General features: G+C 65.4%; 15 protein-coding genes and 1 pseudogene. 6 read left to right on the forward strand and 10 right to left on the reverse strand.

Annotated features, from left to right (window positions below):
* Positions 1-31 precede the first annotated feature (31 nt).
* Genes IC40_RS0116965 through IC40_RS0116975 form a run of 3 tightly spaced genes read left to right on the forward strand, consistent with a single transcriptional unit; the run spans position 32 to position 3,617 of the window.
* Positions 32-547 (forward strand): 2Fe-2S iron-sulfur cluster-binding protein, encoded by a 516-nt coding sequence (locus IC40_RS0116965; protein ID WP_030135896.1) that lies wholly within the window; start codon positions 32-34, stop codon positions 545-547.
* Positions 544-1,539, forward strand: coding sequence for an FAD binding domain-containing protein (locus tag IC40_RS0116970; protein WP_030135897.1), 996 nt, complete (start codon positions 544-546; stop codon positions 1,537-1,539). Before IC40_RS0116965 ends, IC40_RS0116970 begins: the two co-directional genes overlap by 4 nt.
* A complete protein-coding gene (locus IC40_RS0116975) occupies positions 1,536-3,617 on the forward strand; it encodes a xanthine dehydrogenase family protein molybdopterin-binding subunit (protein ID WP_030135898.1) in 2,082 nt (693 codons plus the stop codon). The genes IC40_RS0116970 and IC40_RS0116975 overlap by 4 nt, the downstream gene beginning before the upstream one ends.
* Positions 3,618-3,631: 14 nt before the next feature.
* On the opposite strand, the gene IC40_RS0116980 is transcribed toward IC40_RS0116975, so the two are convergent.
* Genes IC40_RS0116980 through IC40_RS28465 form a run of 5 tightly spaced genes read right to left on the reverse strand, consistent with a single transcriptional unit; the run spans position 3,632 to position 9,832 of the window.
* Positions 3,632-4,576, reverse strand: coding sequence for a mechanosensitive ion channel family protein (locus IC40_RS0116980; protein WP_030135899.1), 945 nt, complete (start codon positions 4,574-4,576; stop codon positions 3,632-3,634).
* Positions 4,577-4,606: 30 nt separating this feature from the next.
* On the reverse strand, positions 4,607-5,104 hold the full coding sequence (locus IC40_RS0116985) for an O-acetyl-ADP-ribose deacetylase (RefSeq protein ID WP_030135900.1): 498 nt from the start codon (positions 5,102-5,104) through the stop codon (positions 4,607-4,609).
* A gap of 7 nt (positions 5,105-5,111) precedes the next feature.
* On the reverse strand, positions 5,112-8,219 hold the full coding sequence (locus tag IC40_RS0116990) for a helicase HerA domain-containing protein (RefSeq protein WP_030135901.1): 3,108 nt from the start codon (positions 8,217-8,219) through the stop codon (positions 5,112-5,114).
* A complete protein-coding gene (locus IC40_RS0116995; protein ID WP_030135902.1) occupies positions 8,219-8,830 on the reverse strand; it encodes a hypothetical protein in 612 nt (203 codons plus the stop codon). Before IC40_RS0116995 ends, IC40_RS0116990 begins: the two co-directional genes overlap by 1 nt.
* Positions 8,831-8,869: 39 nt before the next feature.
* Positions 8,870-9,832 (reverse strand): DUF7159 family protein, encoded by a 963-nt coding sequence (locus IC40_RS28465; RefSeq protein WP_030135903.1) that lies wholly within the window; start codon positions 9,830-9,832, stop codon positions 8,870-8,872.
* A gap of 351 nt (positions 9,833-10,183) precedes the next feature.
* On the opposite strand from IC40_RS28465, the gene IC40_RS27885 reads away from it, so the two are divergent.
* From IC40_RS27885 to IC40_RS27895, 3 genes are read left to right on the forward strand one after another with little or no spacing between them, the layout of a single operon-like run.
* Positions 10,184-10,462 (forward strand): hypothetical protein, encoded by a 279-nt coding sequence (locus IC40_RS27885; RefSeq protein ID WP_138158120.1) that lies wholly within the window; start codon positions 10,184-10,186, stop codon positions 10,460-10,462.
* On the forward strand, positions 10,462-11,787 hold the full coding sequence (locus IC40_RS27890) for a hypothetical protein (RefSeq protein ID WP_138158121.1): 1,326 nt from the start codon (positions 10,462-10,464) through the stop codon (positions 11,785-11,787). The genes IC40_RS27885 and IC40_RS27890 overlap by 1 nt, the downstream gene beginning before the upstream one ends.
* Positions 11,787-12,425: a hypothetical protein gene (locus IC40_RS27895; protein WP_138158122.1), complete on the forward strand. Its 639-nt coding sequence runs from the start codon at positions 11,787-11,789 to the stop codon at positions 12,423-12,425. Before IC40_RS27890 ends, IC40_RS27895 begins: the two co-directional genes overlap by 1 nt.
* 42 nt (positions 12,426-12,467) lie before the next feature.
* Here the strand turns inward: IC40_RS27895 and IC40_RS0117005 are convergent, their stop codons facing one another.
* The 5 genes and pseudogenes from IC40_RS0117005 to IC40_RS0117025 form a co-directional block, all read right to left on the reverse strand.
* Positions 12,468-12,899 carry a hypothetical protein gene (locus tag IC40_RS0117005; protein ID WP_138158123.1) on the reverse strand — a complete coding sequence of 144 codons (432 nt, stop codon included), beginning with the start codon at positions 12,897-12,899 and terminating at the stop codon, positions 12,468-12,470.
* A 217-nt stretch (positions 12,900-13,116) separates the two neighbouring features.
* Positions 13,117-13,432, reverse strand: a pseudogene (locus IC40_RS28290) (IS3 family transposase); the annotation flags it as partial.
* 640 nt (positions 13,433-14,072) lie between these two features.
* Positions 14,073-15,206: a hypothetical protein gene (locus IC40_RS26895; RefSeq protein ID WP_051644366.1), complete on the reverse strand. Its 1,134-nt coding sequence runs from the start codon at positions 15,204-15,206 to the stop codon at positions 14,073-14,075.
* 444 nt (positions 15,207-15,650) lie between these two features.
* Entirely contained in the window at positions 15,651-16,745 is a 1,095-nt protein-coding gene (locus IC40_RS0117020; RefSeq protein ID WP_030135906.1) for a fatty acid desaturase family protein, read from the reverse strand.
* Positions 16,746-16,966: 221 nt separating this feature from the next.
* The gene (locus IC40_RS0117025) at positions 16,967-17,446 is read right to left on the reverse strand and encodes a hypothetical protein (RefSeq protein ID WP_030135907.1); all 480 of its coding nucleotides are present in this window, start codon (positions 17,444-17,446) and stop codon (positions 16,967-16,969) included.
* Positions 17,447-17,470 lie beyond the last annotated feature (24 nt).

A 17,470-nucleotide genomic window follows, 5' to 3' on the forward strand; every position in this document is an offset into this window, starting at 1 on the left:
TCGGCACACCCGGGTCGGGTAACCAAGGCCCATGGAGTCAGCCCACGTCAGTGAGGTACGCCTGTGTGTTGACGGTGTCGACCACACCGCGCGCATAGACAACCGCACGACAGTCCTCGATCTGCTGCGCGAGCATCTCGGTGTCACCGCGCCGAAGAAGGGCTGTGATCACGGTCAATGCGGATCGTGCACGGTACTGCTCGACGGCCGGCGTGTCACCACCTGCTTGTCCTTCGCCGTCGCGCACGACGGTGCCGAGATCGTCACCGCCGCAGGCTTGGCGTCCGGAGATGATCTGCATCCGGTGGCGCAGGCCTTCCTGGATCATGACGGATTCCAGTGCGGTTATTGCACGCCCGGGCAGATCTGTTCGGCGATCGGCATGCTCGACGAGCTGAAGAGTGGTGCACCGAGTCACGTCACCGACGATCTGGAGGACACTCCGGAGCTGACCGACGAGGAGATCCGAGAACGCATGAGCGGCAATCTGTGTCGCTGCGCGGCCTACCCGAACATCGTCGCCGCGATCCACCAGGGCGCCCGATGATCCCCTTCCAGTACCACCGGGCCACCAGCGTCGAGGACGCCGTCAGCACCGTCGCCGAGCACCCGGATGCCACGTTCCTGGCCGGTGGCACCAACCTCGTCGACCAGATGAAGCTCGGTATCGCCGAACCCAGCCTGGTGGTCGACATCGGCCACCTGTTCCCGTTGCAGGACATCGAGGTCCACGATGATGGCGCGCTGCGCATCGGCGCCGACGTCCGCAACGCGGATCTCGCCGCCCACCCCGTGGTGCGCGCCTCGTACCCGGGGCTGGCCCGGGCACTGCTGGCCGGCGCGTCGGGTCAGCTTCGCAATGTCGCGACCACCGGCGGAAACCTGTTGCAGCGCACCCGTTGTGTGTACTTCCAGGATGTCAGCACGCCGTGCAACAAGCGGACCCCGGACAGCGGTTGCTCGGCCATCGGCGGATACGTGCGCTATCACGCCATCCTGGGGTCTTCCGAACACTGCGTGGCTGCGCATCCGTCGGATATGGCGGTGGCGATGATGGCGCTCGACGCGTCGATCGTCTACGTCGACGCCGACGGTGAGCGTCGGTTGCCCATCGACGAATTCTATCGGCTGCCCGGGGATCGGCCCGACCGTGACACCACGCTTCCGACCGGCGCGTTGATCACCGCGGTCGAGATACCGGCCCCGCCCGCCGGTGCGCAGTCGACCTACCGCAAGGTCCGCGACCGCGCCTCCTACGCCTTTGCGCTGACCTCGGTGGCCGCCGAACTGGTTCTCGACGGTGACACCATCCGCTCGGCGCGGATCGCCTTGGGCGGAGTGGCGCACAAACCGTGGCGGGCCCGGCTCGCCGAGGAGCGCCTGGTCGGCAACACCGTCGGCGAGGACGTCTTCGATGCCGCCGCGGCCGCCGAGTTGGACCAGGCGGAACCATTGGAAGGCAATGAGTTCAAGGTCGACCTGACCCGGCGGGCCATCGTAGGCACACTGACCGCGATCGCGGAGGGACAACGAGGATGACCCTGCTGGAACCCCGGTCCATCGGCACGGCCGTCACCCGTCACGATGGCGCCGCAAAGGTCACCGGTTCGGCCACCTACGCCTACGAGTTCGACGTCGAGAACCCGGTGTATCTGCATCCTTTGCAGGCCAGCATCGCCCGTGGGCGGGTCACCGCAATGGACACCGCGGCGGCAGAAAGCACCGACGGGGTGTTGGCGATGCTCACGGTGTTCGACGCGCCCGAACTCGCCGACACCTCCAACGGCGACCTCACCGTGCTGCAGGACGCGTCGGTGCACTACCGCGGTCAACTGATCGGAGCGGTGGTGGCGATCAACACCGAAACCGCCCGGCACGCCGCCGGTCTGGTGCGTGTCGAGTACGACGAGCAGACCGCGGATATCGAGTTGACCGCGGATCACCCCGAGCTTTACACACCCGACACCGTCAACCCGGACTACCCGGCGGAGACCTCCGACGGGGATACCGAGACCGCGCTGCGGGAAGCTCCGGTCGTCGTCGACAACACCTACACCACACCGCACGAGCACAACAATCCGATGGAACCGCACGCCTGTATCGCGTTGTGGGACAACGACACGCTGACGCTGTGGGACTCGACCCAGGGTGTGCACGCGGTGCGCAAGCAGATGGCCGCCAGTTTCGGTCTCGACCCGGAGCAGGTGCGGGTGATCGCGAAGAACGTCGGCGGTGGATTCGGCTCCAAGGGTGCGCCGCACTCGCACAACATCCTTGCGGTGATGGCGGCGCTGCGGCTGCCGGGCCAACCGGTGAAGTTGGCGTTGACTCGACAGCAGATGTTCGACATGGTCGGCTACCGCACGCCGACCATTCAGCACCTGCGTCTGGGCGCCCAGCGTGACGGTAGCCTGCTCGCACTCAGTCACCAGGTCGTCGAGCAGACCGCGACGGTCAAGGAGTACGCCGAACAGACCGCCACCCCGTCGCGGATGATGTACGCCGCGCCGAACCGCAAGACCGGCCACCGGCTGGCTGCCCTCGATGTGCCGGTGCCGTTCTGGATGCGCGCACCCGGCGAGTGCCCCGGCATGTTCGCCCTCGAGGTCGCCATGGACGAGCTCGCCGTCGCCTGCGATATCGACCCCATCGAGCTGCGGATCCGCAACGAGCCGCCCGTCGACCCGGAGACCGGCAGCCCGTGGTCGAACCGGCGGCTGATCGAATGCCTGCAGACCGGTGCCGAACGCTTCGGCTGGGCGCAGCGAGACCCCAAGCCGGGCAACCGTACCGATGGTGAATGGCTGATCGGTACCGGTGTCGCGTCGGCGGTGTATCCCGCGATGGTGATGCCCGGCAACACCGCGCGCATCGAGCATGTCGCACCCGGCCGTTTCGTCGTGCAGATCGGCGCGGTCGATATCGGCACCGGCACCTGGACGGCGTTGGCGCAGATCGCCGCCGACGCCTTGGATTGTGACTTGTCGGCCATCGACCTGCAGATCGGTGACTCCGCGTTGCCGGAGGCCTCGGTGGCCGGTGGATCATCCGGTATCACGTCGTGGGGCCGGGCGATCGTGGCCGCGGCGCGGGCGTTCCGTCATGACCACGGCGAACATCCCGAGGTGGGTGTGCACACCGTCGCGTCGGCCGAGGATGCGAACGCCGATGCGGAGAAGTACGGGATGTACTCGTTCGGTGCGCATTTCGCCGAGACGCGGGTCAGCCGATTCACCGGCGAGGTCCACGTGTCCCGGATGCTGGGGGTGTTCTCGGTGGGCCGGGTGATCAACCCGGCGACACTGCGCTCGCAGCTGATCGGCGGGATGACGATGGGCCTGTCGATGGCGCTACACGAGGAGAGCGTGCGCGACCCGCGCTTCGGGCACGTCGTCACTCGGGATCTGGCGACCTACCACATCAGTTCGCATGCCGATGTCCCGGCGATCGAGGCCATCGCGCTCGATGATCTCGACGAGCACGCCAACCCGATGGGATCACGCGGTGCGGGTGAGATCGGCATCGTGGGCTCGGCGGCCGCGGTGGCCAACGCGGTATTCCACGCGACCGGGATGCGGGTGCGCGATCTGCCCATCACCTGCGACAAGGTGATGTAAGCCCGCGTCCCGGTCTATTCGGCCTCACCGTTGACCGAAACCGGCGTCCGCAGATGCGGGTAGGGCAGGTCGATCCCGTTCTCGTCGTAGGCGCGCAGGATCTCGCGGCGAAGCCGTCGCTGAACCGACCATTGCGCGTTGGGCTTCGTCTTGATGGTGAGTCGCAGGGTCACCTGGTCCGATGACATCGTCTGCACGCCCAACATTTCCGGTTCGCCGAGCACCTTCGCCGCGATGGCCTCGTCCTTGACGGCTTCGCGGGCGGCATCGAGTGCCACCCGTTCGGCTTGCTGCAGGTCTGCACTGAGCGCCACCGGCACCTCGATGCGTGCGACGGCGTAATCCTGGCTCATGTTCCCCACCCGGGCGATCTCGCCGTTGCGGACGTACCAGAGGGTGCCGTCGATATCGCGGACGGTGGTGATGCGCAGGCCCACGCTTTCGACCTCACCGCTGGCCTCGCCCAGGTCGACGGTGTCGCCGACGCCGTACTGGTCTTCCAGGAGCATGAAGACCCCGGTGACGAAATCGCGGACCAGGTTCTGCGCGCCGAAGCCGATGGCCAGGCCGACCACACCGGCCGAGGCGATGAACGGTGCTATGTTGACCCCGAACACGTTGAGCACGCTGAGCACCACCCAGACGAGCAGCACGATCGACACCGTCGACTTCAATACCGAACCGATGGTCTGCGCGCGCTGCTGACGGCGGGCGGCGGCCTTGGCGGCGCTGGCCGAGTTGCCGCGCTCACGCAGACCGCGCAGGCGACCGGCCCGCTTGGGTTCGGCATCGTCGATGATCTTGGGGTTACGGCCGGTGGTGGCGCGGTCGATCATGCGATGCAGCACGAAACGTGCGATCAACGCGACCAGCAGGTACACCACGACGCGGATGGGAACTTCGATCAGCCAGTGCTTGTTGGTATCCGTCCATTCGAAGGCAAGGTTGACCACATCCATGGTTTCGACCGTACCCAGAGGGGCTGGGGGTCAATCAAGTTCTGCGGTCACGGCGTCGAATGTCCGCTCGTCAAAGGCGACGATGCGCGCTTCGGTGACATTCGTCTCGGTCGCGGCGATGGTCTCGATGGCGGCCTTGATGGCATCACCCTTGGGCCAACCGTAGATTCCGGCGCTGATCAGCGGGAAAGCGATTGTGCGGGCGTCGAGTTCGTCGGCGACCTGCAGGGAGCGCACGTAACAGGACACCAGTAGTGAACGCTCCCGCTGACCTGCACTGTGGTTGGGTCCGACGGTGTGGATCACCCAGCGGGCCGGCAACCGGCCGGCGGTGGTCCACCCGGCGTCACCGGTGGCCAGACCGTCCGGAAAACGATTGATGCAGTCCTGGAGTACCTCGGGGCCGCCGGCGCGGTGGATGGCCCCGTCGACGCCTCCACCGCCGCGCATGGCGTTGTTGGCGGCGTTGACGATGGCGTCCACGCGCTGCTGGGTGATATCTCCGTGCACGGCGGTGATGGTGGGCATGGGACCACTATGCCCGTGACGATGCCTGTGACAGGGCCAGCACCTCGTCGGCCGATGGCGGGCTGGCCGGGTGGTAGGACAGGCACCAGGGCGCGGTGACGCGGTGGAAGGACTTGCCCTCGGTGGCGACGTAGAAGTTGCCCGCCCGCAGTCGGCTGATATCGCTGATCAGCCCGCCCTTGGCGCGGGCCATCTCCTCGGCGGTGGCGATCTGCACCGGGGAGTTGAGCAGGCCGTAGAACTGGGTCGCCGCATTGCCGGGGATGTGGTTGTGCAGGCCCTTGGGCGCCTGGGTGGCGAAGATCAGCCCGAGTCCGTACTTGCGGGCCTGCGACGCCAGCGCCAGTGTGCTGCGGGTGCTGGCGGTCAGCCCGCGGGCCGGGGCCAGGGTCTGTGCCTCGTCCATCACCAGCAGGCCGCTCAGCGGCTTGTCGGCGGCCGGGTTGCGCTTGATCCAGGCGAACAACGCCATCTGCAGCTGGCTGACGAAGCTCCGCCGCTGTTCGTCGCTGGGCAGGCCGATCATGCTGATCACCGAGACCCTGGCCCGTTTACCCTGGGTGGGGGTCAGCAGCTCACCGGGGTCCAAAGCCGTTCCGGCGCCGCCGAACAGCGGGTCGTTGACGGTGGCGGCGCGCAGGTTCTGCGCCATCTCGGCGGCCATCTTGGGGGCGTCGGCGAGCTCGCTGACATCCTCGGGCAGGTCGGCCAGCATGCCGATGAATCCGGGCAGCGTCGGGTCGGGTTGACGGCCGTAGTGCTGCAACGCTTCTCGCAGCACGGCGCGTGAGCGGGCGGCCTTGGCAGTCTGTCCGCTGATCTGGGCGCGCGGTTCCAACGCAGCGACGGCGGATTCGACGGCCTCGGTGAATTCGTCGTGGTCGTCGAGCACGCTGGCGAATTCGGGTAGCGGCTGGAACGCCAGCGGGCGGCCGCTGCTGCGGCGCGGGGTCCAGATGACGACCTCGGTGTTGGCCAGGTAGTCCGTGGCGCGGGCGTCGTCGGCGCGCTGCCAGCCGCTCGGTGTCTGCGGCCACGCGGTGCCCAGGCGGGACAGATCGTTGTTGGGGTCCAACACGATCGAGGAGACCCCACGCAAAGCGGCTTCTTCGACAAGGCGGCGGATCAGCACGGTCTTGCCCGATCCGGAGCCGGCGAAGATGGCGACGTGTTTGCGCAGTGCGGCCAGGTCGATGGCGACGGTGGTGTCGGTGCGCACATCGATACCCAGCGGCATCTTCGACTCGGCGGCGACGAATTCCGGCCCCTCGTCGGCGGTTTCGGCCGGTTCGTCGATGTCGGCGGCGGGGGCAGGGTCGTCGCCGTCGATGCCGAGCGCCTCGCGCAGCACGGTGATGCCGTGTGCGGGACGGCGGGCGCGAAGCCAGGTGGTCAGGCCGGCGACGTCGTCATCGATCAGGTCGCGCAGCGCGGTCATGGTCCGGATATCGTCGTCGGACAGGGTCAGGGTGCGGCCACCCTGCTTTTCGAAGTCCTTGATCAGAGCCTCGGTCTTCGGCCCGGACGGCCACGGCATGTTGCGCAGGAAGAACAGGTTGCGCCGGTCGGTGTGGGCGTTCAAACCCGTTGCGCTGAGCGTCTTCTTGATCCGGTTCTGGGCGGCGACGGCGTTGGTGGCGCCGATTGCGCGGAAGGCCCAGTGCCGTTCGTCATCGGTGGCGGCGTCCAGGGTCTGGCGCAGTCGGGCGTGCAGCACGACGTGCGAGCCGGGCGGCGGGTCACAGACATAGGATTGGTCGTCGCCGTGCTCGACGATCCATGCGGTCAGCGCCGCACCGAGCAGCGCGGGGACGGCGGTGTCCTCCCCGTCGGCGTCGAGTGCGGCAGCCGGGACGGCCCGGGACCGGTGTTGGGCGAACAGCCGGTCGATGGGTGAGGTGTCGGCAGTGTCGTTGTCGGGCTGCTCTTCTGGGTCCAGCTCGTCGGACAGGTGGGCCAGCTCGATGACTTCCTTGCGGCGCAGGCAGTCCCGCACGTGCGCGTCGGCGCGGATCAGCAGCTGGCGCGGGGTGTAGCCGGCAGCGTCGTCGAAGGCCGAGGGTTTGATGGGCCAGCTCGGGTAGGGCGGGGTGAAGCCGACGGTCAGGTAGGCGGCCTCGAAGCGGCGTTCCAGGATGGCGCGGCCGATATCGGCGCTCGGCAGCGGCGACAACGGTGCGGTGACGCGGAACCGGTCGGACACGCTGGCGGTGGCGCGATCGCGGATGCTCTCCCACGCCGAGGGCAGGCAGGCCACCACGGGCACGGTGCGCCGCATGGTCTGGCGCACCGACATCAGGCCGTGCGCAACCTGTTCCAGCACACCGTCGCCCGCTCCCCTGGCCTCGTCGGTGCGCGTGGAGGACTGCGCGAGCAGGGTGTCGATCTGGTCCAGCGCCAGCACCGACGGTCCGGCCAGGGCAGTCAACCGGGCGATATCGCGCACGCAGTGCTGGGCCGAGGGCGCGGTGCCGCGCAGCCGCCAGTGCAACCGGTCGTCGGAGCCGACCTCGTCGCTGCCCTGCAGGTAGGAATCGCCGATATCGCGGGCGACAAGATCGTTGGCGGACAACAGAACCAGCGCGCGCAGGGTCTGGTGGCAGTCGCGGACGTCGCGGCGGGCCTTGGCCAGATCGTTGACGAAGGCGTCCAGGGTTTCGCGGTCCAGGTCCTCGTCGCCGATGATGGCGCGCCGGTCGGCACGCGAGACGTGCGCGATCGAGGACAGTTCCCACAGCAGGTCTTTGAGCTGGGTCTCGCGATTAGCGCCCCGGCGACCGAAACTTTCCAGCACTCCGGCACGCACCGATTCCCAGAAGCTGGCGGCGTCGAGCAATTCGACGACGAAGAAGTAGCCGCCGCCGGCCTGGACGCGTTCGCGGATCTGGCCGAGCAGGTGGGTTTTACCGGAGCCGGCCTGGCCACGGATGGTGACCCCGATCGGCGCGGATTCGGGGTCGCGCTGCGCGTCGGCGAAGGCCTCCATGACATCGTCGACGGCGCGTTCGTTGAGTCCGCTGACGTGGGTGGGTGCCTGCGGGCGCCACAGGTCATCGCTGGTGGGCGCCCAGGTGAGCCGGAGTGCGGCGAGTGCTTCGCGGTGTGCGTCCTGCATCAAACCTCAATTGCGATCAGGTGTTTGGCCTGTCCACCGATGGTGATGGCGGCGGCACGGTCCTCGTCGGTGAGGACCTTCTGGTTTTCTTCGGGGATCAGGCTGATGGCGCCGGTGCGGTACAGCTCACTCAGGGTGTCGTCCAGGTCGGCAACGTCGGTGAGCTGTTGGCGCAGGGGTCTCAAGCCGACCCAGGCGCCGGTTCTGTCGGCCAGCTCGGTGTAGGCCTGCGTGATCCGGTCGGCAACGCTCGGGGCTTGCTTGGGCCAGAACAGCTCGGCCAGGCTCAGGTCGGCGGCGTCCAGGTAGCGGTCGAGTCCGGCCAGCACGGTGTAGAGGGTCTTGGCGGGGCCGGTGGAGCGTGGCGGGGCGCCCGCGGTGATGATGTCGCGGCAGAGCCGCCAGCCGCGGTCGGTGAGCTCGTGGACGTAGCGGCCGTCGCTGCGCTCGGATTCGATGAGGCCCAGCTCGTTGAGCTTGTCCCGGCTGCGTTTGTCCAGCTTGGGGCCGTAAGCCAGCAGGTCGGCGTTGGGCACCGGGCGCGCCTGGGCCATCAGGACGAGCAGCACGGCACGTTCGGTCCCGGTCAGGTCGGTGGGCGTGGCACTCACGCGTTACAACGTAGCGGCATGGGCGCGGAGGCGTCCGCGCTAGCGGATGCGGTCGATGAACGGGACGCGGTCGAGCACCGGGTTGTCCCGGATCCGCGGCGCCGGGACCGGGCCGGGCGCAGGCGGCGGCGGTGGCGCTTGGACGGGCGGCGGCACGTTGAGCAGTCTCGCGCGCTCCAGCGGCTTGGGCGCCTTCGGCGGCGTGACGGGTTGCAGGGTCTGGGCCGACTGCGGTGGCGGGTCGGATTCCGGGGCGGGGTCCGGCGTGGAAGGCCAAGCGAGGGTGAGGGATACAGAGACGACGAAGACGATGATCGCGGCGATCAGGATGGCGGTGAGCGAGGCGACGGTGATGTTGCGCGGTGGGTGTTCGGATTCGTCGGGGATGTTGGTGATGTGCGCGGAGGCCAGGGCTGCGCCGCGGGTCAGGGCGAAGTCGGCCTCGGTGGCGGTGATGACGGGACGGTCGGCGTCCGCGCGCAGGGCGGCGACCAGGTCGTCGGTGTCGGCGGAGCCCAGCACGTAGACGGCTTCTGGGCTGGGCTTGGCGGCGCGCACCACCGCGAGGACGCGGTCGGTGAGGGTGGCGGCATCGGCGTGGTCGACGCTTTCGACGTGCATGTCGAATCCGTCGACGGTGGCGACGACGGAGCTGTCGGGTTCGACGACGCAGACGACCAGGAAGTCGTGGCCGGTGAGATCGGCGATGCCGCGAGCCAGTGCCTGCGCGGCGTCGACGTCGCGGACCGGGACGACCGGCGCTCCCCCGCTGTAGGTGTCGAGCGCCTCGCGGACCTTGACGGCCTCGTCTTCGGCGTCGGGTGACCAGGTGAGGCCCACGGCGTGCAGGTCGGCGTCGGCGGGCAGTTCGGCCAGGTAGTCCTCGATCTCGTCGACATCGAGGACGCGGCGGTCCAGGTGCTCGCCCTGGCCGGTGACACCGTCGACCAGCTCGCCGTGGACGTCCTTCGAGGTGACCGAAAGACCCAGTACGAGGCTCACGTCGTTATCCCCCTGATCTGATTCTGTGATCTTGAGGTTACCTAAGTGAAGGTGGGGTGGCTCGTCGTGGTGGATGGACGAGTGCGGTGTCGTCGCGATCACTTTGCGATGGCGAGAAAACGCACTGAAGGAACCGAGCTCGAATATTCGCTCCGAACTCGTCCGCTACATGTCTCCTGGCGCTGGGCATTTTTCCCAGCCGAGGCGATCAGAGCCCCGATGCGTGCGCCGATCAGAGGTAAGCGTTTGATCGCGGGCAGAGTTGCCTGTAGACGCAAACATTAGCGGCATCCCGCATCCGCGGCGTCTGTAGAATTCCACTACCAGTGACACCACATAGGGGGAGCAACGGTGTCTAACGATCTGACGGTGGACGAGTCCGGACTGCAGAGCGCTTCGGCGAACTTCTCAAGCAGCGCGCTGGAGATGGCGCGCACCAATGCCGACAACTCGTCTAGCCGAAAGCCGTCGGTTTTGGGCGCAAGTGCATTTGCCGCCGAGGTGCAGACGTTTCGTGCGGCCTACAGCAATCGGCTGATGCAACATGGATCTTCGGTAGCGACAGCCGCCGCCCGCTATGCCGCTTCCGACGGCATAGGATCTCAGTCCATTTCGTCGGTGACGCTCTGATGGCAACGCAGGCCGACCTATTCCGCACACCAGCGAGATCGCCCAGCGTCACGAGCGATTCCAATGCAGGTTTGCCATCGCGATCGGATATCGACGGGTGGTCGGCGGTCATCGATGAGCTCTCGACTGCGGCGGACGCTTTCGGAAGGGAAGCAGAGGCTATCGAGATCACTGCCGATGCACATATGCAGCAACTACTGCGCCCTGGCGGCACCGATTGGGAAGGCGACGCTGCCTCCGCAGCCCAAGAGCAAGGCTATTCCGATCGCGGAGTCGTCTATGCTGCCGCCGATCTCATGAGACGAATGAGAAAGGTGGCCGCCGCGGGTGCGGGCAGCATTCGGCAATGCAGGGACCTCACGCTCGATGCGATTTCTGAAGCAGAACGTGACGATTTCCGGGTAAGCGAGGACCTGACGGTTACAGACACCCGTCAGTACACCGCGCAGCAGACGGCCATGTATGCGAGTCGTATGGCTACAGCCGACGCCCATCACGGGTACATCTGCATGAGAGCTCAAAATCTCGTATCCGAGGATTCGCGGATTGGCGCCGAACTCACATCCGCTGCAGCAGACCTGGGGATTATGGTGCCGGCGGAATGGGTAGGTGACGAAGCCACCATCCGTGAGGCTTCAAATGGTGACGGCGACATCCAGGCTTACGACAACGATACGAACGGTGAGGACCCTCTTTCAGCCGAACAGATTGCTGAGCGCTTGCGAAATCTCCGCCGAGGACTTAACGGAGGGATCAGAGAAGTCGACTCTGAGGAAGAGATCTTTGACCTCTACGAGGAACTGGCTAGGGGCGGTTCACCATTGCCAGTTCCTGATAACTACTACGATCGAAGGGTACTGCCGGACGGCACAATCATCGGAGTCCGCGAAAGCAACAATCACGGACCGACCCTTGATGTCAGCTACCCTCCCGGAGTGACAGGACCCGACAAGGTTCACCTGCCACCGGCGCCCATCGCTCCACCACCTACGCCGCCGACCCCGGGCGAGGCCCCTGTCATCGCTTCACCGCCTAACTTGCCGGTTATCGACCATCCTCCGGCGCCGGGGCTCATACCGCCCTGGGCGCAATCGCCCACTGGTATTCCTCACAGCCCGATACCGCCAGGCGAAGTGCCGCCCGGAATCGGAGTCGCACCTCCCGCGCTGCCCACGGCCCCACCGGTCGGATCTGGCCCTGATTGGTTACCAAGCCCGAACCTTCCGTCGCCCACACCCGAAGAACAGGTGGGAATTGGAGGCGTCCTTTTCGGCGGCTTGCTGGCATTCCTCGGTTGGCTCGGAACGCCAAAGGTGTCCTACTGATGCTCGATTCAAATGAGACCGCAGTTCCGGTCCCCATGTCTATGGCCGAAGTACTGCGTCGCCACGCTACCGATTTGACAACCGTTCCTTCTGAAGGCCTTTCGCTATGGCTTCCCAACCTGACGGCACCGACGAAGTGGCTCGCTGCCCCAGTGAAACTCGCTTCGTCGCCCGCTGCGCGCGTTCTGATTCGGCCAGCGGACGACGGCGTCGACGGCTGGATTGGCTGCGATGTCATCAATTTGTTCCGGTTCGGCGGCACGGTACCGGCGGATGTGATCGAATTCGGGGCCGGCAGCACGCTACGTGCCCTTGGTGTTGGGCATCCTCTCACCTACCGTGTGACGATGCCGGCCGAGTTGGGTGTGACCGCAACCCGCAGCAGGAGCTCTGTTCAACTGGACGCCCGATTGTGGGTCCAGGTAACGAACTACTTCGTAAGCAGTGGCAGTGGCAGTGGCCTGATCGAACATACTGTGCTGATACAAGCTAAAGCACGCGAGCGATTGAGATCTGATGTAGCACAATTGAGCAAGTCAATCGAGGCTTCGCTTGCAACCAGCATTCTCGGCCGGGCAGGTGTCGCCAACGCACGCGGTTCAAGGGCACTTGTTCCCACGCCTTCCTTTAAGCCCTAGTCGCGGAAATCGGTTTCACCAGAACGGCATAGCGCCGTTCCATTACGCGCCGGGCTCAAATTTCTGCGGTAAAGCCTGTTCATCGCGGCCCTGTTCGTGCAGTTCGTCTGCCCAGCGTCGGTAATCTGCCTCGCGCGCTGCCCCGATACGTTTACCCTCGTCGGTTATTCGGATCCATAGGGTCCACGGCCATCCAGCGCGGTCGGCGAAGTTGTCGATGTATTCGGCCGACAACCTCTCTATCGACTCGCCTACCGCAGATGTCCACGGCTCGAACCGTGCGCCATGATCACGTAGGTCTCCTGCTTCGGCGAGGCCTTCCCGGATGAGATCAGCCACCAGCGCGAGAGTTTTGCGTTGGACTTCAGCCAGGGAGTCGGACAGGTTTTCCATGGCGACGTGGCGATGCACGTCCCAGAGTTTCACCCAGTCGTACTGCCCCTCAACCAAAAGCTTCTCGCGCGCAGAAAGCATGGCCGACCCCCTCTCGTTAGGGTTGAGCATATCGAACGCACCCGACACTTCACTGCGCTGATCTCAGCTTCTGACTTGTTATGAAACGCCGTCAAGTTGCGCAATGGGAGGACGCCGGCTCGAACGTGTCTAGGGAACGGTTCGCCGCGGTCGGTCCACGGGGCAATGTGGTCGGTTGGGACTGCCCCGGGTTTAGCTGACTTGCGGGGCGTGAATTTCAGGCCGCGGTTGCGGCTGGTGTATGGCGCAGTTCAAACTCTATCGGGGTGAGTCTGCCGCGGGCGCGTTCGTGCCGGCGGCGGTGGTAGGTCCGCTCGATCCACGTGACGATCGCCAGGCGTAGCTCGGCTCGGGTGGACCCTCGTTTTCGGTCTAGCACATTGCGTTGCAGCAGGGCGAAGAACGACTTCATCGCAGAATTGTCTCCGTCAGCACCGACGCGGCCGGATCAATCCATGTAATCCGTTGTGCGACAGAGCGTGGACGAACTTCCGCGTTCTAAAGTGACTAGCCCTATCGGAGCGGACGATCGTCTCCCCCGTTCGCCGGCCCAATTTTGGCGGCGGTCACCCGTTAGCTTGTGCATCAGTTTTCTAGCTGAGGTTGAACTGGTACCGCACGAGACCTCGCAACGCGGCAGAACTGGAACTCTCGACAACAAAGACCCATGTCCGGCCGTCGCCGTCGACCCTGGTTGCGTAGCCACGTTGCCCTCGCAGCTTGGCCAGGTCAGACCTGGCGGCGGCAGCCTGTTCGTAAACCCCAACTAATACCCCGTCTCGCCCCGCAGGCGTGATGCACAGGGCCACCGGGGATGCCCCTGGAAGCCATGTATTGGGTGCTGCATCAACGACCGACGGACTGCCGCATGCAGCGGTCAACCAGACGAGAGCATCGCCTGACTCCAGCGGCGCGTCGACTTCGACCGTTTGCGACACCGAGGCGGCCGCCGAAGCTGAAACTGACGACGATCGGGTATTGGGCTCCGTCGCTGCGCAGCCCACGCTCATAGCGGCAACGGCGAACAGCGATAGCGTGGTGCCGATACAAGTGTCGCGCCCGGCTGATGGCATGTTGTCGTTCCTACCCCAGAAGGAGTTCCGAGCCCAAGCGCCCTCGACGTTTAACGGCACCACGACACACGAGTAGCGCTTGAGGACCCACGACAATCAGCTAACCAGCCGCATCCCAGTACTCCGTCAACACGCCGCGAATCCGTTCCTCGAGGCCCTTCTGCACCTCGTCGATCATCGCCAGCGTCTGGGCCGTCGCTTCCGCACCAATGCCGCTGCGTTCGTGGGCAAACGGGACAAAGGCACGTAGCAGGGCGGGCAGATGAAGCACCGTCTCCAATGGTTCGTTCCTCCCGTCCGGCAGGTCTCCTATTGCGTAGATGACCCGGAACGCGCTCCAGCGCTGCGGGTCCCCGCTACGCATGGCGATCATTTCCTCCAGCACCTCACCGAACTCGTCGAAGTCGAAGCACGTTCCTGCCGGGGAAGCGAAGAACGCCTCGACCACGTCCGTCGCGCTCTGATCCGCGTAACCGCCCCGGTATTGCCGCCCGCCTTCGGGCAGCCGAGCAGCCAGCCACTTGACCACGGCCGAGAACCCCGGACGCCTTTCCCTGACCGGGCGGGCGATGCACTTGCCGAACGCCTGCTCGATCCAGGCGCGCGCATCGGCCGTCGTCATCTCCATCGGGCGGCCCACCCACTCCCAGGACTCCAGTAGGACGAGCACGGCATTCAGCGGCTTGTCCCAGATCCCGACATCCTTGACCGTCGAGTACTCCAGATGATCGATCAGCACCCCGCAGGTGATCGCACGACCATCGGCCAACCGCACCTCGAAGAGGACCTCATCAAGATCCCCGAACGCATCGATCAACCGGATCGCTCGACCGACCGTCAGGTCCGGCAGATCGGTAATCCAGCGCGGCACCGCATCGGTACACGCCGCGACCTCGTCGCGGCACCATTGCTGGAAGTGCTCGTCCCCGACCGCCATCTCGCCGAGCAGCGCGACCACTGCGGTGTAGTCCGGTGGCCGCGCCGCGGCGGACCCGTCGATAAGTTGCACCGGATCGAAGCGCTCCTTATTGAGGCTCGCGAGGTAGGAAAACTCATGCGGTAGAAGCACTTCGATCATCCTCCCCACGAAGAGCAGCATGTCCAGCGGATGCTCCACATCCGATGTGTTCCGCACATGGTCGATCGTGCTCTGTTTCGTCACCGGGCGCACAGCCCGCCGTCGCGCGTCTCGGCGGGCCTGCTTGGCCTGTCGCCGCTTCCGTCCGTCGTTCATGGGCCGGAAGCTACGCCCGCGCCCCGACAGATCGGCGCCACGAATGGCCCGTCGGGGCCAGGGCTGTGGATAACTGCAACGCCTCCAGTCGACGGCAGCCACCGCAGTAGCACTTGGGTGGCATGGTCGAATCAAGTCGACATCCCTTGCCGGTTTGTTCGTATAGATCCGTATACATCCGAGCGACCTATACCGCCTCCAGCCGAGGTGGTGCGCATATGGAACCGAACCCGTACGCACCCTGCTCGCCGCCGGAGGCGAGCTGCGGTTCACAATTCCCGGGTCACCGCGGCTTTCGCGCAAAGAGCTGGCGCTCGGTTGGCCGGCCGATACAGGTGGCCGTAACGGTCGTACCGAACTGAAGAATCGCGGCGCCGACCGAGTTGTCGCTAGTTCGTCAATACAAGGGCAGCGTTCTACTCACGTCTCGCGCCGCCGCGACCGTCAAGCATGCCGGCGTCGCCCCAGCCGCGTCACCCACCCCGGCACCGCCAACCCGTGAATGATCCGCTGCGTCCGGAACAGCTGCCGCGGCAACGACGCCGAGTTGTACGGCAGGTCGTACTTCTCGCACAGCAGCCGCACCCGCTCGCTCACCTCGGGCAGCCGGACACTCGGCAGATCCGGAAACAGGTGATGCTCGATCTGGTAGCACAGATGCCCACCCGAGATCGCCAGCACGGGGCCGGCTTTGAAATTCGCGGTGCCGAGCAACTGCCGCAGGTACCACTCGCCTTGCGTCTCATCCTTGACTACGGCGGGATCGAAAGTCTCGGCGCCATCAGGGATATGCCCGCAGATGATGTTGACGTAGACCCACAGGTTACGGATGGTGTTCGCGGTGAAGTTGGCCGCGAATGTCCGACGCCACCGCCGCCCGCTCAACGCGGGCAGGAAGACATAGTCCTTGCTCAATTGCCGGGCGACCTTGCCGAAGAACTTGCGCTTCTCCCCCGCCATCACCGCCGGGTCGTCGCGCAGCTTCTCCGAATGTAAACCGTGCAGAGCGATGCCCCACTCGAACATGGCTGCCAGCACGAAGTTTCGCAACGGCGTGGCCAAGTACCACAGCCGCCACGGCTGATCCTCGGTGACCCGCAGCAGCCGGTAGCCGATGTCCTCGTCCATCCCGAGCACATTGCTGTACACGTGGTGTCGATAATTGTGCGAGTACCGCCACTGCGCCGACGCCCCGACCATGTCCCACTCCCAGGTGTTGGAGTGGATCTCGGGGTCGTTCATCCAGTCCCACTGGCCGTGGGAAATGTTGTGGCCGAGCTCCATGTTCTCGATGGACTTCGCGTACGCCAACGCACCGGTGCCAAGGACCCAGCCGGTCTTGGACTTGCTACAGGCGATCACTAACCGCGCGGCGACATCGAGTGCCCGTTGGAAATGAATGACGCGCCGGATATAGGCGGCGTCTTTGGCCCCGAGCGAATCCTCGATATCGCGGCGGATGACGTCGAGTTCGAAGGCGATCTCCTCGACATCCGCACTTGTCAGATGCAGGTAGGCAGGCACGTCGGCGATCGCCATGGAAGGTGTCCTCGGGTGAGTGCGGCGTGAGCGGCACATACCGGGCCACTTGTCAGGGTCAGACGGCAGTTTAGGACGTCAGCCTGAACGGAAGGTAATCGACATCGGCCAGCTCAGCAAACTTTGCCTCTGACCTGCGGAAGATCAGCTGAAGACGTTCTCAGCGAGAACCCGCAGAGCCGTCGCCTGCGCCGGCTGACGCGCGCTATCCGACGATCCGATCATTCCGCGAATAAGAACGGCTCCCAGTAGCCCATGTCAGCAATGGCGACGACCCCAAACTGACGGGCGCGTGGCGCCTCTCCTTCGCACAGCTCGTCGACCTTCGCGTTGAAGCGGTACGTCGACACAGGTGTAGAGAGTCCGGGAACGTCTTGCTGCCGCTGTTCCCCGCGGTCCTCGACGCCTACCAGTTGATACATGCACGCACTAGCAGGCATGACAGCCTTGATGGAGGACCGCTGTTCGGACGTCAGCTCACCGTTGGGCCTCAAGACCGGAACTTTTTCTGCTTCATGTGTGTTCAACCCGGCAACAAGACGCGCTGCCCATTCCTCCTGCTTGTCAGATCCGTACCCGCCGAGTGATAGACCGTCAGAATTCGACGAATGCCACAGCCACGACGCAACGGCCACCAACACGACTAGCATCACGACGATCGCGGCCCAGAATGCGCGGGCATGCGCCCGGTACCACCCCATCAAGCAGTCACTCCCCTGGACGCA

The organism is Mycolicibacterium neoaurum ATCC 25795 (assembly GCF_000691525.1).
Classification (GTDB): Bacteria; Actinomycetota; Actinomycetes; order Mycobacteriales; family Mycobacteriaceae; genus Mycobacterium; species Mycobacterium neoaurum.

Excerpts from the sequence above, each read along its gene's own strand:
- IC40_RS0116965 (WP_030135896.1), top strand. The coding sequence starts at position 32 with ATGGAGTCAGCCCACGTCAGTGAGGTACGCCTGTGTGTTGACGGTGTC.
- IC40_RS0116970 (WP_030135897.1), top strand. The coding sequence starts at position 544 with ATGATCCCCTTCCAGTACCACCGGGCCACCAGCGTCGAGGACGCCGTC.
- IC40_RS0116975 (WP_030135898.1), top strand. The coding sequence starts at position 1,536 with ATGACCCTGCTGGAACCCCGGTCCATCGGCACGGCCGTCACCCGTCAC.
- IC40_RS0116980 (WP_030135899.1), bottom strand. The coding sequence starts at position 4,576 with ATGGATGTGGTCAACCTTGCCTTCGAATGGACGGATACCAACAAGCAC.
- IC40_RS0116985 (WP_030135900.1), bottom strand. The coding sequence starts at position 5,104 with ATGCCCACCATCACCGCCGTGCACGGAGATATCACCCAGCAGCGCGTG.
- IC40_RS0116990 (WP_030135901.1), bottom strand. The coding sequence starts at position 8,219 with ATGCAGGACGCACACCGCGAAGCACTCGCCGCACTCCGGCTCACCTGG.
- IC40_RS27890 (WP_138158121.1), top strand. The coding sequence starts at position 10,462 with ATGGCAACGCAGGCCGACCTATTCCGCACACCAGCGAGATCGCCCAGC.
- IC40_RS27895 (WP_138158122.1), top strand. The coding sequence starts at position 11,787 with ATGCTCGATTCAAATGAGACCGCAGTTCCGGTCCCCATGTCTATGGCC.
- IC40_RS0117005 (WP_138158123.1), bottom strand. The coding sequence starts at position 12,899 with ATGCTTTCTGCGCGCGAGAAGCTTTTGGTTGAGGGGCAGTACGACTGG.
- IC40_RS26895 (WP_051644366.1), bottom strand. The coding sequence starts at position 15,206 with ATGAACGACGGACGGAAGCGGCGACAGGCCAAGCAGGCCCGCCGAGAC.
- IC40_RS0117020 (WP_030135906.1), bottom strand. The coding sequence starts at position 16,745 with ATGGCGATCGCCGACGTGCCTGCCTACCTGCATCTGACAAGTGCGGAT.
- IC40_RS0117025 (WP_030135907.1), bottom strand. The coding sequence starts at position 17,446 with ATGGGGTGGTACCGGGCGCATGCCCGCGCATTCTGGGCCGCGATCGTC.